The 15,675-nt window shown below is 64.4% G+C and carries 10 protein-coding genes and 1 riboswitch; of the genes, 7 read left to right on the forward strand and 3 right to left on the reverse strand.

The features are described 5' to 3' along the window. Positions 1 to 34: 34 nt before the first annotated feature. The 6 genes from kdpA to RCH91_RS06440 all read left to right on the forward strand — a co-directional run bounded on the left by kdpA (position 35) and on the right by RCH91_RS06440 (position 9,952). On the forward strand, positions 35 to 1,762 hold the full coding sequence (kdpA, locus tag RCH91_RS06415) for a potassium-transporting ATPase subunit KdpA (protein WP_306533783.1): 1,728 nt from the start codon (positions 35 to 37) through the stop codon (positions 1,760 to 1,762). A 2-nt stretch (positions 1,763 to 1,764) separates the two neighbouring features. Beyond that, positions 1,765 to 3,831, forward strand: a complete 2,067-nt coding sequence (kdpB, locus tag RCH91_RS06420) for a potassium-transporting ATPase subunit KdpB (protein WP_306533784.1) — start codon at positions 1,765 to 1,767, stop codon at positions 3,829 to 3,831. Positions 3,832 to 3,854: 23 nt separating this feature from the next. Continuing rightward, positions 3,855 to 4,421 carry a potassium-transporting ATPase subunit KdpC gene (kdpC, locus tag RCH91_RS06425; protein WP_306533785.1) on the forward strand — a complete coding sequence of 189 codons (567 nt, stop codon included), beginning with the start codon at positions 3,855 to 3,857 and terminating at the stop codon, positions 4,419 to 4,421. A 26-nt stretch (positions 4,422 to 4,447) separates the two neighbouring features. Further along, positions 4,448 to 7,141, forward strand: a complete 2,694-nt coding sequence (locus RCH91_RS06430) for a sensor histidine kinase KdpD (RefSeq protein WP_306533786.1) — start codon at positions 4,448 to 4,450, stop codon at positions 7,139 to 7,141. Continuing rightward, a complete protein-coding gene (locus RCH91_RS06435; protein WP_306533787.1) occupies positions 7,131 to 7,835 on the forward strand; it encodes a response regulator in 705 nt (234 codons plus the stop codon). The genes RCH91_RS06430 and RCH91_RS06435 overlap by 11 nt, the downstream gene beginning before the upstream one ends. 74 nt (positions 7,836 to 7,909) lie before the next feature. Further along, positions 7,910 to 8,050: riboswitch (cyclic di-AMP (ydaO/yuaA leader) on the forward strand. A gap of 81 nt (positions 8,051 to 8,131) precedes the next feature. Further along, on the forward strand, positions 8,132 to 9,952 hold the full coding sequence (locus RCH91_RS06440; RefSeq protein ID WP_306533788.1) for a KUP/HAK/KT family potassium transporter: 1,821 nt from the start codon (positions 8,132 to 8,134) through the stop codon (positions 9,950 to 9,952). A gap of 8 nt (positions 9,953 to 9,960) precedes the next feature. Here the strand turns inward: RCH91_RS06440 and RCH91_RS06445 are convergent, their stop codons facing one another. Next, a complete protein-coding gene (locus RCH91_RS06445) occupies positions 9,961 to 11,292 on the reverse strand; it encodes a cyclic 2,3-diphosphoglycerate synthase (RefSeq protein ID WP_306533789.1) in 1,332 nt (443 codons plus the stop codon). Continuing rightward, the gene (gene arcC, locus RCH91_RS06450) at positions 11,289 to 12,233 is read right to left on the reverse strand and encodes a carbamate kinase (protein WP_306533790.1); all 945 of its coding nucleotides are present in this window, start codon (positions 12,231 to 12,233) and stop codon (positions 11,289 to 11,291) included. Before arcC ends, RCH91_RS06445 begins: the two co-directional genes overlap by 4 nt. 280 nt (positions 12,234 to 12,513) lie before the next feature. On the opposite strand from arcC, the gene RCH91_RS06455 reads away from it, so the two are divergent. After that, the gene (locus RCH91_RS06455) at positions 12,514 to 13,605 is read left to right on the forward strand and encodes a hypothetical protein (protein ID WP_306533791.1); all 1,092 of its coding nucleotides are present in this window, start codon (positions 12,514 to 12,516) and stop codon (positions 13,603 to 13,605) included. Positions 13,606 to 13,704: 99 nt separating this feature from the next. Here RCH91_RS06455 and panP read toward each other — a convergent pair whose 3' ends face one another. Next, positions 13,705 to 15,333 carry a pyridoxal-dependent aspartate 1-decarboxylase PanP gene (gene panP, locus RCH91_RS06460; protein WP_306533792.1) on the reverse strand — a complete coding sequence of 543 codons (1,629 nt, stop codon included), beginning with the start codon at positions 15,331 to 15,333 and terminating at the stop codon, positions 13,705 to 13,707. Positions 15,334 to 15,675 lie beyond the last annotated feature (342 nt).

Genomic DNA, 15,675 nt, shown 5'->3' on the forward strand with positions numbered 1-15,675 from the left:
GAAAATCTGGGTTCAATGGGGAGAATACGTTGTCATGCTTTCCTTCACCGATATCATCCAGTTCGTGACCCTGATTGCGCTCCTGGTTACCTCCGTAAAGCCGATGGGGAGCTACATGGCCAGGGTGTACCAGGGGGAGCGGACCGTGCTGTCCCCCCTCCTTCTCCCCCTTGAACGTTTCATCTACCGCCTAAGTGGAGTCGACGGGGAAGCCGAGATGGAGTGGAAGCGGTACACCACCGCCCTGCTCCTCTTCAACCTGGCGCTCTTCATGGCGCTCTTTGTCCTGCTGCTGGGGCAGCACCTGCTGCCGCTCAACCCCCAGAAGCTCCCCCCCTTCTCCTGGCACCTGGCCCTGAACACCGCCATCAGTTTCGCCACCAACACCAACTGGCAGAATTACGCGGGGGAACAGGCGGCGAGCTATTTCACCCAGATGGCGGGGCTGGCGGTGCATAACTTTGTCTCCGCCGCCACCGGCATGGCGGTGGCCATGGCGGTCATCCGGGGATTCGCCCGGAGAAGGACGGCGCTCGTCGGCAATTTCTGGGTGGACCTGACCCGCGGCACCCTCTACATCCTCCTCCCCCTGTCGGTCATCTTCGCCCTGGTCCTCGTCTCCCAGGGGGTCATCCAGAATTTCAGCCCCTCCAGGATGGTGCCATTGCATCAGGCCGCCGCGGACACCGGCGCCGCCACCGTGAAGGAGGTTGCGATCCCCATGGGGCCGGTCGCCTCCCAGGAGGCGATCAAGGAGCTCGGCACCAACGGCGGCGGCTTCTTCAACGCCAACTCGGCCCACCCCTACGAGAACCCAACTCCCCTGACGAACTTCATCGAGATCTTCCTGATCCTCCTGATTCCCGGGGGGCTCACCTATACCTTCGGTGCGATGGTGGGGAACACCCGCCAGGGGTGGGCCATCTTCGCGGTGATGCTCCTCATCCTGACGTTCTCGTTCGGGGTCCTCGCCTGGGCCGAAGGGAAGGTCACTCCCCAGGTGGCCGCACTGGGGGTAGAGGGGCCTAACATGGAGGGGAAAGAGGTCCGCTTCGGTGCCGGGGGGAGCGCCCTCTTTTCCGTGGCGACCACCGGCACCTCCTGCGGCGCCGTCAACGCCATGCACGACTCCCTCACCCCCCTTGGCGGCATGGTCCCCCTGGGGCTCATCCTCCTCGGCGAGATCGTCTTCGGGGGAGTCGGCTCTGGCCTCTACACCATGCTCGCCTTCGTGGTCATCGCGGTCTTCATCGCAGGGCTGATGATTGGGCGCACCCCCGAGTATCTGGGGAAAAAGATCGAGGTCACGGAGATGTGGCTCTCCATCGTGGTCGTCCTGGCCGCCGGGGTCGTTGTTCTCATCGTCACGGGGGTCGCCATGGTCACCCCGGCCGGGATCTCTTCCATGGCCAACCCCGGGGCCCACGGCCTCTCGGAGGTGCTCTACGCCTTCGCCTCCATGGCCAACAACAACGGCAGCGCCTTTGCCGGCCTGAACGGCAACACACCCTTCTACAACCTCACGGGAGGGGTGGCCATGCTTCTCGGCCGGTATGTGCCGGCGGTGGCAATCCTCCGGATGGCCGGGTCCCTGGCGGAGAAGAAGTACGTCCCCCCCAGTCTCGGTACCCTCCCCACCGATCAGCCCCCCTTCGCCCTCTGGCTCATCCTGGTGATCCTCATCGTCGGCGCGCTCACCTTTTTCCCGGCCCTCTGCATGGGGCCCATCGCCGAACACCTGACCATGCCGGGAGGGAGGTAGCCATGTCGAAGCATCCGAAACCGGCGTTGTCGGCATTTGATCCGCACCTCCTGCGGGGCGCGTTCGTCGAGTCACTCAGGAAGCTCGATCCGCGGGCCCTCTGGCGCAATCCGGTCATGTTTGCCGTGGAGATTGCCAGCGTCGTCACCCTGGTCACCTTCATCCTGTCGCTGACCGGCATCAACCGGGAGCCGGCCTGGTTCACCGGCCTGGTTTCCCTCTGGCTCTGGCTCACTGTCATTTTCTCCACCTTTGCCGAAGCCCTGGCCGAGGGGCGCGGCAAGGCCCGGGCCGCCTCCCTCCGGAAGAGCCGCACGGACGTTACGGCCAAACGCCTGGCCAAGCCGGAATTCGGCGGCGACTACACCCTTGTGGGGGCCAACCAGCTCCGGGCGGGGGACCATATCCTGGTGGGGAAAGGGGAGCTGATTGCCGGCGACGGCGAGGTGGTCGCCGGTGCGGCGCTGGTCAACGAGGCGGCGGTGACCGGCGAGTCGGCGCCGGTGGTGCGCGAGTCGGGGGGCGACCGGAGCGCGGTCACCGGCGGCACCGAGGTGATCGCCAACGAAATCATCGTGAGGATCACCGCCAATCCCGGCGAAACCTTCCTGGACCGGATGATCTCCCTGATCGAGGGGGCCAGGCGGCGCAAGACCCCCAACGAGGTGGCCCTGGAGGTGCTCCTGATCGCCCTTACCCTGGTCTTTCTGCTGGTCTGCGCCAACATCAGCCCCCTTTCCATCTTCAGTGTCACGGCGGCAGGAAAGGGAGAACCGGTCTCCCTTACCATCCTGGTGGCACTCTTCGTCTGCCTGGCACCTACCACCATCGCCGCGCTGCTGCCCGCCATCGGCATTGCCGGCATGGACCGGCTCTTCCAGAAGAACGTCATCGCCCTCTCGGGGCGGGCCATCGAGGCGGCCGGCGACGTGAACGTCCTCCTCCTGGACAAGACCGGCACCATTACCCTCGGCAACCGGGAGGCGGTCGCCTTCGTGCCGGTCGGCGGCCACACCGAGCAGGAGCTGGCCGAGGCGGCCCTCACGGCTTCCCTCGGCGACGACACCCCGGAGGGGCGAAGCGTCGTGGCCCTTGCGGGGCAGAAGTACGGCCTCGGCGCTCCATCGCTCCCGGCGGACGCCGAAATCATCGCCTTCAGCGCCGATACGCGCCTGTCGGGGGTCAACACAGGAGGGAACCGGTATCGCAAGGGGGCCTCGGACTCGGTGGTCACCTTTGCGCGGGAGCTGAAGGGTGCCATTCCGAAGGAACTGGAGAGGGTGGTCAGCGGGATCGCCCGGGCCGGGGCTACCCCCCTGGTGGTCTGCCGCAATGGGGAGATCCTCGGCGTCATCAACCTGAAGGACATCCTCAAGGGGGGAATCCAGGAGCGGTTCCAGCAGTTGCGGAGCATGGGAATCCGGACCGTGATGATCACCGGCGACAACCCCCTCACCGCCGCCGCCATCGCGGCCGAGGCCCAGGTGGACGACTTCCTGGCCCAGGCAAAGCCCGAGGACAAGCTCCGGCTGATCCGCGAGAACCAGGAACAGGGGTACATGGTGGCCATGACCGGCGACGGGACCAATGACGCCCCGGCCCTGGCCCAGGCCGACGTGGCCGTGGCCATGAACACCGGCACCCAGCCGGCCCGGGAGGCGGCCAACATCATCGACCTGGACAGCAACCCCACCAAGCTCCTGGACATCGTCGAGGTGGGAAAGCAGATCCTGATGACCCGCGGCAACCTGACCACCTTCAGCATCTCCAACGACGTGGCCAAGTACTTCGCCATCATACCGGCGGCCCTGGTCTCCATCTATCCCCAGCTGGGGGTGCTCAACGTGATGGGCCTGGGGACACCCCTGAGCGCAATCCTGTCGGCGGTCATCTTCAACGCGGTCATCATCCCGCTCCTGATCCCCCTGGCCCTCCGGGGTACCCCCTTCCGCCCCATGTCGGCCGACAGGATGCTGATCCATAATCTGCTTGTGTACGGCGCCGGGGGTATCATCGTGCCGTTCGCGGGGATCAAGGCGATCGACCTGCTGATCGGTCTCTTCGTATGAGCGGGAAAGAGGAGGAACGAACCATGGGAGACCTTCGTCCGGCCATCGTGATGCTGATGCTCTTCACCGTGATCTGCGGCGGCATCTATCCCGCCCTGGTCACCGCCATTGCCCAGGCCCTCTTCCCCCACCAGGCGGAGGGGAGCTTCATCACCGGCAAAGGTGGCCACAACGTCGGTTCGAGCCTGATCGGGCAACCCTTCACGGCTCCCGAATACTTCTGGCCCCGCCCCTCGGCCACGGCGAACGGTCCCTATAATCCGGCGGCTTCCGGCGGGTCCAATGCCGGGCCCACCAACCCCGCCTTTATCACGACGGTGGGGGAGCGGGTCAAAGGCCTCCGCTCCGCCGGTCTGTCCGGGCCGATTCCAGCCGACCTGGTGCTCGCCTCGGCCAGCGGGCTTGATCCCCACATCACGCCCGATGGGGCAAGGATACAGGTGCCGCGGGTGGCGCGGGCCCGCCATCTCCCGGAGGAGGCGATGCTGAAGATCGTCGCAGCCCATGCCGAAGATCGGCAGCTGGGGTTTCTCGGCGCACCCCGGGTAAATGTGCTGCGCCTGAACCTGGCACTGGACACCTTGAAATGATCCCGTAGACTGGTGGAGTGCACACGATGGCTGACAACGACGACATCCGCCCCTCCCCCGAGTCCCTTCTGAAGCTTGCCCAGGCCGAAGAGGCCGAGGCGGGGAAAGGAAAGCTGAAGATCTTCCTCGGCTATGCGGCAGGAGTCGGCAAGACCTACGCCATGCTGGAGGAGGCCCGCCAGCGGATGCTGGAAGGGAGGGAGGTGGTGGCCGGCTACGTGGAGACCCACGGCCGCTCGGAGACCGATGCCCTTCTGGAGGGGCTGGAGATCATCCTGCCGGTCATGGTCGACTACCAGGGGGTTCAGCTTCGGGAACTGGACATCGATGGGGTGCTGGCCCGCAGGCCCCAGATCGTCCTGGTGGACGAGCTCGCCCACACCAACGCCCCCGGCTCCCGTCACGAGAAGCGCTGCCAGGACGTGGAAGAGCTCCTTGCCGCCGGCATCGACGTCTACACCACGGTCAACGTCCAGCATTTCGAGAGCCTGAACGACATCGTCGCCCAGATCACCGGTGTTGTGGTGCAGGAGACGGTGCCAGACTCCCTCCTGGACCAGGCCGCCGAGATCCGGCTCATCGACATCTCCCCCGACGACCTGCTGCAGCGGTTGCGGGAGGGGAAGGTCTACATCCCCGAAAAGGCAGCCCGGGCCATGGAGAATTTCTTCCGTCCCGGCAATCTCATCGCCCTGCGGGAGCTGTCCCTGCGGCGGGCCGCCTCCCGCGTCGACGACGAGATGCGCGCCTACATGGAGACCCGTTCCATCCCCGGCCCCTGGCCGGCGGCGGAGCGGCTCCTGGTCTGCGTGAGCGGCAGCCCCTCCAGCGAGAAGCTGATCCGCGCCACCCGCCGTCTTGCCGATGAACTGAAGGCCCCCTGGATCACGGTCTATGTGGAGACCCCCGGCAGCAGCAGGTATGTCCGCGAAAACCGCGAGCGGGTCTGGCGCGACCTGCGCCTGGCCGAGAGTCTCGGCGCCCAGGTGGCAACCGTGCCGGGAACCTCGGCTCCCGAGGCCATCGTCGAGTACGCCGTCCGGCACAATGTCACGAAGATCGTGGTCGGTAAGCCGTCCCGCCCCCGCTGGCGCGAGATGCTGAGTACTCCCGTCGTTGATCGGATCATCCGCCTGAGCGGAGTGATCGACGTCGTGGTGGTGAGCTTTACCCCGGAGGAACTCGGGCAAAAGCAGGTGAAAGCAAGACCACGGCGTCCCCTCTCCCTTTCCGGGTATCTGGGAAGCCTGATGCTGGTCGCCGGGGCGTCGGCGGTCTGTTATGGGGCAAAGCCCTTTTTGCAACCGACCAACATGGTCATGGTCTATCTCCTGGCGGTGGTCCTGGCGGCGGTCCGGCTCGGGCGGAAGCCGGCGGTCCTGACAGCGTTTCTCGGGGTCCTCGCCTTTGACTTCTTCTTTATCCCGCCCCACCTGACCTTTGCGGTGGCCAACACCGAATATCTGATCACCTTCGCGGCTCTTTTCATTGTCGGGGTCGTGATCAGCACCCTGGTCTCCCAGACCCGTGAGGGGGCCGAGGCGGTGCGGGAACGGGAGGCGCAGACCGCAAGCCTCTACCACCTGAGCCGCGACCTTGCCGCTGCCGTCGACGCGGAGGGGATCATGGCGGCGGTCATCCGGAATATCGAGGAGACCCTCGGGGCACAGCTCGCGGTCCTTCTCCCGGAAGAGGAACGGCTCGTGGTGGCCGCCACCAGCCAGGGGCTCTCCCTCGACCTGAAGGAGCGGGCCGTGGCCGACTGGGCGTTTCGTAACGGCCAGGAGGCAGGGAGGGGGACGGAAACCCTCGGTTCGGCCGATCGCCTCTATCTTCCGCTCAAGACGTCGGCGAGCATACTCGGGGTGTTGGCGGTGAGGCTCCCCGCCGATACGGCCTACAAATCCGACCTGACGCGGCGCCTCCTCGATGCCTTTGCCAGCCAGGCCGCAGTGGCGCTGGAACGGGTCCAGTTTTCCCGGCAGGCCCAGCAGGCCCAGATCCTCCAGGCCCGGGAGAGCTTCGAGCGGGCCTTGCTCAACTCGGTCTCCCACGACCTGCGCTCCCCCCTTGCCTCCATAACCGGCATCCTGAGCAGCCTCAGGGATGATGGGGGAACCCTCTCCGACCGGTCGCGCCGCGAACTGCTGGATACTGCCCTGGAGGAGGCGGAACGCCTGAACCGTTTTGTGGGGAATCTCCTCGACATGACCCGCCTAGAGGCTGGTGCCGTGAGGCCCCATGGGGAGCCGTGCGACGTGCAGGACCTGATCGGCTGCGCCCTCAACGCTTCAGACCGGCGACTGGAAGGGCGGCGGGTCGACGTCAGCCTCCCGGAAGGGCTTCCCCTGGTCCCCCTCGACATGGTGCTGATGACCCAGGTTCTGGTGAATCTCCTGGACAATGCGGTGAAATACTCGCCGCCCGGCTCCCCCATCACGATAACTGCAGGGGTTGCCGCCAGGGAGCTGACCATCGAGGTGGCCGACCGGGGACCGGGGGTTCCCGAGGAGGAGCTGCGGAGGATTTTCGGCAAATTCTACCGGATTCCGGTGCCGGAGGGGGCCCGGGGGACCGGACTCGGCCTCTCCATCTGCAAGGGGATCGTCGAGGCCCACGGCGGCACCATTGCCGCAGCCAACAGGGCCGGCGGGGGGCTTAGAGTGATGGTGACCCTGCCGCTGGCCGACAGGGGAAGAGAGGGCGTCAATGGCCCATGAAACGAACGACACAAACCGGTCTCGCGTCCTGGTGGTAGACGATGAAGCGGCAATCCGGCGCTTTCTCCGGACCGTCCTCGATGCGGAGGAGTTCTCCCTCCACCTGGCCGAAACGGGCCACGCCGCCCTGGCGGCGGCTGCGGCCGTCCGACCGGACCTCATCCTCCTCGATCTGGGGCTGCCGGACATGGATGGGGTGGAGGTCATCAGACGAATCAGGGAATGGTCGCCGGTGCCGATCATCGTGCTGTCGGTCCGGGAACGGGAGGACGACAAGGTGCATGCCCTCGACGCCGGGGCGGACGATTATCTGACCAAGCCCTTCGGCATCGCGGAACTACTGGCGAGAATGAGGGTGGTGCTGCGCCGTTCGATCCAGCAGGCCCCGGAGCCGGTCTATCGGATCGGTGGGTTGGAGGTGGACCTCCCGCGCCGGCGCGTAACCGTGGAAGGCGCCGAGGTGCAGCTCACCCCCACCGAGTACGAGCTGCTGCGCCTCCTGGTGGTCCACGCAGGAAAGGTACTGACCCACAGTCAGATCCTCAGGCAGATCTGGGGGGTTGCCTACGTGGAACAGCCCCATGTCCTGCGGGTGAACATCAGCAACCTCCGCCACAAGATCGAACCGGACCCCTCGCGTCCCCGCTACATCCTGACCGAGCCGGGGGTCGGCTATCGCCTGAGGGCTGAATGACAGGGGAACTGCCGGCGCAGCGTCAGCATGTAATCCAGGGCTTGACCTCCTGGAGGAACGGAGCATACTATGAACGAAAAATGCAGCCGAGATCCGTTCGGAAGAACGGATGCGGGGGACCCAGTTTTTGGGGCGTATTCCGGCACTGGCGCCGGATAGAAGACTTTCAGCTTCGAGCCCGTCAGCTAACCTCGTAGGCATCTGGAAGGGCACGACAGCGGCTACAGGGCCGCCGGCGTCTGCCGGCGGCTTTTCCGTTTCCCGCCCCTTCACGCACATCATCCGGGAGGCACACCATGGATCAGTCGGAAGGAAGCTCCTACTGGGGGGGCATCGTCAAGGCAATGGGGCTGGTCTTCGGCGACATCGGCACGAGCCCCATCTACACCCTGACGGTCATCATGACCCTCACGAAGCCCGACGCGGAGCATGTGCTCGGCATTCTCTCCCTCATCGTCTGGACCCTCATCATCCTCGTGACCGTCGAGTATGCCTGGCTCGCCATGAGCCTTGGCCGCAAGGGGGAAGGGGGGACCATCGTCCTCAAGGAGATCCTGATCCGGATGCTCAAGTCGGGACGCCAGATGGCCTTCGTGGGCTTTCTCGCGTTCCTCGGCGTCTCGCTGCTCCTGGGCGACGGGGTGATCACCCCGGCCATCAGTATCCTCTCCGCCGTGGAGGGGATGCGGCTCATCCCGGGATGGGAGGACCTGGCCCAGGGGGGCCTGATCCTGGTGGCGTCCGCCATCGCCGTGGTCCTCTTCATCTTTCAGTTCAAGGGTACCGACAAGGTGGCCGGGGCCTTCGGGCCGATCATGGTCATCTGGTTCGCGGCCCTCACGGTGTCAGGGGTGGCGTCGATCATCGGCACCCCCGCGGTGGTTGAGGCGGTCAGCCCCCACCACGCCATCCTCTTCCTGAAGCACAACGGCCTGGCTGGCTTCTTCGTCCTGTCCGAGGTCATCCTCTGCGCCACCGGTGGCGAGGCCCTCTATGCCGACATGGGGCACCTGGGGAGAAAGCCGATCATCCGGGCGTGGTACTTCGTCTTCGTGGCTCTGGTCATCAACTACCTGGGACAGGGGGCCTTCATCATCCGCAACCCCGAGGCGAAGAACATCCTCTTCTCCATGGTGAAGAGCCAGGTGCCGATGCTCTACATCCCGTTCCTCTGTCTCACCATCATGGCCACCATCATCGCCTCCCAGGCCCTCATCAGCGGGGTCTTCTCCATAGTCTACCAGGGGATCACCACCCGCATCCTGCCGCTCATGAAGGTGGACTACACCTCAACCCAGCTTAAGTCCCAGATCTACATCGGCTCGGTCAACTGGTCGCTCCTGGTGGCGGTCATTTTCATCATGATCCTCTTCCAGAAGTCGGAGAACCTGGCCGCGGCCTACGGCCTGGCGGTCACCGGCACCATGTTCATCACCGGCATCATGATGACCATGATATTTTCCCGCACCACCAAGAAGTGGAAGGTCCCCATCGCCCTGGCGGTCACACTCATCGATCTCGCCTATCTCACCGCAAACCTCCACAAGCTCCCCCATGGCGGGTACTGGTCCCTGGTCCTCGCCTCGGTCCCCCTGGCGGTCATGATCATCTGGACCCGGGGACAGCGGGCCCTCTACCGCGCCCTGAAGCCCTTGGACTTCGAGACGTTCCGCTTCGCCTACGAGCAGATATACGCCAAGGGGAAAAACATCCCCGGCACCGGCCTCTTCTTCGTCAAGGAGTGGGACACCATCCCCCCCTACGTGGTGCACTGCATCATCCGCAGCAATATCATCTACGAGCGCAACGTCCTCATCTCCATCATCCGCACCGACGAGCCCTTCGGCCTGGAAACGATGCTCAAGAAGGGACTGGCCTCGGGCATCGATGTCTTTGAGATCCGCTCAGGCTACATGGAGGTCCTGGACATCGAGCCACTGCTCAAGGAGAACGGCATCGGCGAAAAGGTCATTTTCTACGGCGTCGAGGACATCGCCACCGACAACCCCATCTGGCGCGTCTTTGCCACCATCAAGCGCCAGACCCCGAACTTCGTCCAGTTCTACCGGATTCCCGCAGCCAAATTACAGGGAGTGGTGACGCGGGTGGAGATGTAGGAGGACTGTTACAGGATGGAACGGCTGGCGAGGAACGACTCGAACGCCCCCCTGAGTGGCGTCCCCTCCCCTTCGACCACGTTGTAGAAGGCACGGAGAACCGGCCGCCCCGTTCCGGTGAGGCGGGCGATGTCGATGGGGGTGGCGGCGACCACCAGATCGCACGGGACCGCCTCCATGGTACGGGCCAGGTCTGCCACCTGGGCGGGACTATACCCCATGGCGGGGAGGACCGGTCCGATGTGGGGCCAGGCGGCATAGACCTCCCGCAGGGACCCTTCCGCCCAGGGGCGGGGGTCGACGACCTCGGCCGCCCCGTGCTGGAGGGCCGCCGCAAGCCCCGCGCCGGAGGGCATGGAACCGTGGGTGATGGTGGGGCCGTCCTCGATGACCAGTATCCGCTTCCCCCTGATCCGCTCCCCATCCTCCACAGTGATGACCGACTCCGTCCGCACCAGTGCGGCCGACGGGTTCGCGCCCCGCACCGCTGACTCCACCGCCTCGATGGCCGCCGGATCGGCGGCATTCACCTTGTTCACGACAACCACGGCAGCCCGGCGCAGGTTCACCTCCCCCGGATACCAGGAGGTTTCATGGCCCGGCCGCAGGGGGTCCACCACCACGATCTCCAGGTCGGAGCGGAAGAACGGGAGGTCGTTGTTACCGCCATCCCAGATGATGAGTTTCGCTTCCTTCTCGGCCCGACGCAGAATCCGCCGGTAGTCCACCCCCGCGTACACGATCGCCCCGTGGTCCAGGAGGTGCTCGTACTCCTCCCGCTCCTCGACCGTGCACCGGAAGCGGTCCAGGTCCGCCGGGCCCTCCAGCCGCTCCACCGCCTGGGCTGCCAGGTCGCCGTAGGGCATGGGGTGCCGGACGACCACGGGCCGGATCCCCCTCTCCCGGAGGATGTCGCAGAAGTAGCGGACCACCTGGCTCTTGCCGCACCCGGTCCGCACCGCGCAGACCGAAACCACGGGGAGCCGGCTTTCGAGCATGGTGGCGTCCGGCCCCATCAGAAGGAAATCGGCCCCCACGGCCAGAACCCGTGATGCAATGTGCATGAGCCGCTCGTGGGGAATGTCGCTGTAGGCGAAGACCACCTGCTCCGCCTTGAGGCGGCGGATGAGCTCTGCGAGCTGCTCTTCGGGGTAGACGGGTATTCCGTGGGGATAGAGTTTGCCGGCCAGTTCCGCCGGATACCGCCGATCGCTGATATAGGGAATCTGGGCCGCGGTGAAGGCCACGACCCGGAAAGCAGGGTTGTCCCGGAAGCAGCAGTTGAAATTGTGAAAGTCCCGCCCGGCCGCCCCCATGATGATGATCCGTTTCCGCTTCATGCAGTGCCTCCGGTGATTTCTGTCCCGGCCGTGCCCCCAACTGCCGACTCGATCTCGTCAAGATGGCAGATGACCGCCCTCTTCCCGCCCCCGCGGACAAAGCGGAGGGCCGCCTCCACCTTCGGCCCCATGGAGCCAGGAGGGAACTCGCCGGCCGCCTGCAGTCGCTCCGCCAGGGCCACATCCAGTCGTTTCTGGAACACCTCCGACGCCGTCCCGAAGCCGGTGGCCACCCCCGGCACGTCGGTGGCGATGACCAGGGTATCCACCCCCACTTCCAGGCCAAGGCATGCGCTGGCCAGGTCTTTGTCGATAACCGCATCGATGCCGTGAAAGGCGCGCCCCTCCCTCGTCACCGGGATTCCTCCCCCGCCGCAGCAGACCACGATGAAATCCATCGCCACCAGCCGGCTGATCTCATCCTTCTCAACCACGGTCAGCGGCTCCGGCGATGCCACTACCCGGCGGTGCCCCCTGGGAGTGCTCACCATGGGCCACGGGAACCGCGCCGCCTCCTCACCGGTGTAGTAGGGGCCGATCGGCTTGGTCGGGTTGCGGAACGCGGGATCATCCTCCGCCACCTGCACGTAGCTGATGAGGCTCACCAGGCACCGCTTCTCCCCGCCGAGGGCCAGGAGTTCGCTTTCCAGGGTCGATTCGATCATGTAGCCGATCTGCCCCTGGGTCTGGGCCACCAGGATCTCAAGGGGCATGGCCGGCACCTCCGGGCAGCACTCCTGCTGCATCAGGAGGTTTCCCACCTGGGGCCCGTTGCCATGGGTGATGATGATCCGGTACCGGTCCGCCAGGTGTGCGATCTGCTGCATGGGCCGCCCCAGGTTGGCGAACTGCTCCTCACAGGTCCCCCGCTGACCCTGGCGGATGAGGGCATTGCCGCCGAGGGCGACCAGAAGGATGGGGCGGTTGTCTCTGCCGGTCATGGGTACTCCCCTGCAATGAAAAATGATGAAAGTCTCTGGAATGGTACCACAAGAAGCGCCGGTTGCAGGCAGCACCATTGACAACGGCGGGTTCGAGGGATTTACTTTTACAAACAGTCGGAATAACACGGAGCAACGGAGCACACAGAGAAAACAAATTCGTTAACGAATATTCGGGGCGTACAGAGAATGAGAAAACTTGCTGTTTGGTTTTCTCAGATTTTCCTCCGTTGCTCCGTTGCTCCGTGTTTCATGGTTTCCCAGATGACGAGGTTCGATCATGCCCCCCTACCCCCCATACACACCCCCCGACTTCACCCGTCCCGACCTGGCCGCCGCCCCTCCGGTCCACACGGAGGCAGCCCCCCGCGACGGCGTCCTCCCCCCCGGCTTCCACGCCACGTCAAACCACCCCGAGTATGTCCATCTGGGCGGAGGCAGGTGGTTTCTGGCGGCCGAAAGCAGAATGGATGCGGTGCTGATCCTTGAGGATGAGACGTTGAGGGTGGTGGAGCCCCGGCTGGTGCGGAAAGGGGAGAGGGTCGTGGTGGGGCGCACGGAGAACGGCGAAGAGGGGATCTACGTGCACACAACGGGGTTTGATGCCCCGGCGGAAGCGGGGGGGGACAAGTTCACCTTCCGGAGCCGCGGCACCCGGGAGACCCCCTTTTCCCGTTCCTACGACGAGTTGTACGACATCCTGCGCCACGACCGCGACCACGGATACATCGTCTGGGTCCTGGGGCCCGCCGTGGCATTCGACCGGGACAGCCGCGACGCCATGGCCAGACTGATCGAAGCCGGCTACTGCCATGCCCTTCTGGCCGGCAACGCCCTTGCCACCCACGACCTTGAAGCAGCCCTGTTCCACACCGGGCTCGGCCAGGACATCTACACCCAGGCCCTGGTTCCCCGGGGGCATTACCACCACCTGGACGTCATCAACGAGATCCTCCGCCACGGCTCCCTGGCTCGGGCCATCGCCGAACTGGGGATCGGAGACGGGATCATCCGGGCCTGCCTGGAGCGCCGGGTGCCGGTGGTCCTTGCCGGCTCCATCCGCGACGACGGGCCGCTCCCCGACGTCATCACCGACTCCCGCCAGGCACAGGACGCCATGCGCGCCCATGCCCGCCGCGCCACAACCGTCATCGCCCTGGCCACGCAACTCCACGCCATCGCCGTCGGAAACATGACCCCCAGCTACCGGGTGCTGGACGACGGCACGGTGCGGCCGGTCCATTTCTACATCGTCGACATGTCTGAATTCGGGGCGGACAAGCTCGCCAACCGGGGCTCCGGCCAAGCCCGGGCCATTCTGACCAACGTGCAGGATTTCATGGTCAATCTCTGGCACAACCTGCAGGGGTGAGCGGAGCTCCGCAAGGGCTGGTCACAACACAGGTGTCAGGTCACAACACAGGTATCACGCCTAAACATTAACGCAGTTCATCTTGTCAATGTTTAGGCACTATTCCTTGATCTGCTCCAACAGGGCCTGGATGTCCGGCTGGGTGGCGATCTCGCATTGCTCGTCGAGGACGGCGGCGAGGATTTCTTCGGTGGTAAGGGGGTTGGCCATAACTACGCGGAAAACGGTGATGGTGGCGCCGTTGTAGCGGCCCGGGGCGAGACTGGTGCGGGAGACGAAGGTCTTTCCGGCCTCGCGCTGGCGTTTCTGCATGGTTTCGATGATTTTGTCGAGCAGGCCGTTGATGCGGGCCGCCCGCTCCGCCGAGGCGTGGGCCAGGGTCTTTTGCACCCAGGCCGGGACGTAGCGGTAGGTGAGGATGTTGAGTTCGGGCTCGGATACCAGTTCGAAGTCGGGGTGGGCGTCAATGCGCCGGGCGAAACGGCGGGCACGCTTGATGCCCTGATCTATGAGCAATTCATATCCCTTGCGGCCAATGATGGAGAGGCCGGCATGCACCAGCATGGCCATGCCGGGACGCGATCCTTCGAGGGTGCGGCTGCCCAGGTCCCTGGAACCCCGGCGGATGATGTAGGCGGCGTGGTGTTCGATGGAGGAGAGGGTGGCAGGGTCCTTGAACAGCACCATTCCGGCGCCCATGGGCACATAGAGCTGCTTGTGGGCATCAAAGGTTACCGAATCGGCCCGTTCGATGCCCCGCAGCAGCCCCCGGTAGGTATCGGAAAACAGGGTCGGCCCGCCCCAGGCGGCATCCACGTGGTAGTGGCAGCCCAGCTCCGCGGCCAGATCGGCCAGGGCCTCCAGGGGATCGACGTTGCCGGTCTCGGTGGTGCCGGCGATGCCGATGAGGCTCAAAGGACGGATGCCTTCGCCTCGCAGCCTGGCGCAGTGCTCCCGCAGCCGCTTCATGTCGATGCGGTTATTGTCGTCCGTCTCCACCGCGATGAGGTTATCCCGTCCGACGCCCAGCAGGTCGGCGGCTTTGCGCAGGGAATAATGCCCGCGGCGGGACACCAGAATGGCCAGGCCCTGGCAGTCCAGATGCCGCAGAGCCTTGAGCAGTCCCTCCCGCGCGATCCCCTTGAAATCGCCCGAGGGTCCGCAGAGGCGGTTGCGGGCCGCCCAGAGGGCGGTGACGTTGGCGATGGTGCCGCCGGAGCAGAAGGCGCCCAGGGAGTAGTTGCTGTTCTGAATCCACTGGCTGTAAAAATCGTCGCTGCCGTTGTAGATCAGTCGATGGAGCATGGCCAGCACCTGCCGCTCCATGGGGGTGAAGGCACGGGAGGTTTCCACCTTGACCAGGTTCTGGTTAAGGGCAGTCAGAATCCGGGAGAGTGGGAGCATGAAGTAGGGCAGAGCGGAGGTCATGTGCCCGATGAACCCCGGCGAGGCGGTGTGCACGGATTGAGAAACGAGTTTTTCCTTGAGGAATTCCGTGTAGTCCGAAACGTAGGTGGGATCTTCCGGGATGCGGGACTGGGAAAAATCCTTCTCTATTTCATCGAGGTCGCGTTCAATGGCGACGATATGCTCGTGCAGAAAACCGGTCAGATCATCGGTAATAGCCTGATCTATGCGACCCAGAGTGGAGTCGGGGGCTTCCGGGACGGTAAAAATCCGGTAAATATTTTCCAGATTGGCTTGGGCAAGTTCTCGTGATCTGGGCATGGGAGTTAAGTCACCGATCTTTCAAAGGGTTGAATAACTTCGCGAAAAACGTGTTTTCGCAGGAGATGTAACGCCGAGATAAAAAACAGTTAACCCTGTATACCGAACCGGTCCGCCTTCTGTCAAATTCAAAAAGGATGGAGGGGGTCGAGGGGGCCTCAAGGAGGCTGGGGTTAATGCAGGACAAGATTCAGCTTGTCTCCCGAACTTTGACACTTTGCACCTACCTGGTCACAGGTAACCTGCCGATATCACTTGCTGATGTCGGTTTTTTCTGGTCGATTATGTAGTACGTACACATCTGCAATATTGCTTGATATTCGTAATTAATGTGGTATTGTG

It is taken from the genome of Geobacter sp., from assembly GCF_030834625.1.
Lineage (GTDB): Bacteria > Desulfobacterota > Desulfuromonadia > Geobacterales > Geobacteraceae > Geobacter.

Bases quoted from the DNA above. Each gene is read 5' to 3' on its own strand.
- RCH91_RS06440 (WP_306533788.1), top strand. From the start codon at position 8,132: ATGGATCAGTCGGAAGGAAGCTCCTACTGGGGGGGCATCGTCAAGGCA.
- kdpA (WP_306533783.1), top strand. From the start codon at position 35: ATGCTTTCCTTCACCGATATCATCCAGTTCGTGACCCTGATTGCGCTC.
- RCH91_RS06445 (WP_306533789.1), bottom strand. From the start codon at position 11,292: ATGAAGCGGAAACGGATCATCATCATGGGGGCGGCCGGGCGGGACTTT.
- kdpB (WP_306533784.1), top strand. From the start codon at position 1,765: ATGTCGAAGCATCCGAAACCGGCGTTGTCGGCATTTGATCCGCACCTC.
- RCH91_RS06455 (WP_306533791.1), top strand. From the start codon at position 12,514: ATGCCCCCCTACCCCCCATACACACCCCCCGACTTCACCCGTCCCGAC.
- arcC (WP_306533790.1), bottom strand. From the start codon at position 12,233: ATGACCGGCAGAGACAACCGCCCCATCCTTCTGGTCGCCCTCGGCGGC.
- RCH91_RS06430 (WP_306533786.1), top strand. From the start codon at position 4,448: ATGGCTGACAACGACGACATCCGCCCCTCCCCCGAGTCCCTTCTGAAG.
- RCH91_RS06435 (WP_306533787.1), top strand. From the start codon at position 7,131: ATGGCCCATGAAACGAACGACACAAACCGGTCTCGCGTCCTGGTGGTA.
- panP (WP_306533792.1), bottom strand. From the start codon at position 15,333: ATGCCCAGATCACGAGAACTTGCCCAAGCCAATCTGGAAAATATTTAC.
- kdpC (WP_306533785.1), top strand. From the start codon at position 3,855: ATGGGAGACCTTCGTCCGGCCATCGTGATGCTGATGCTCTTCACCGTG.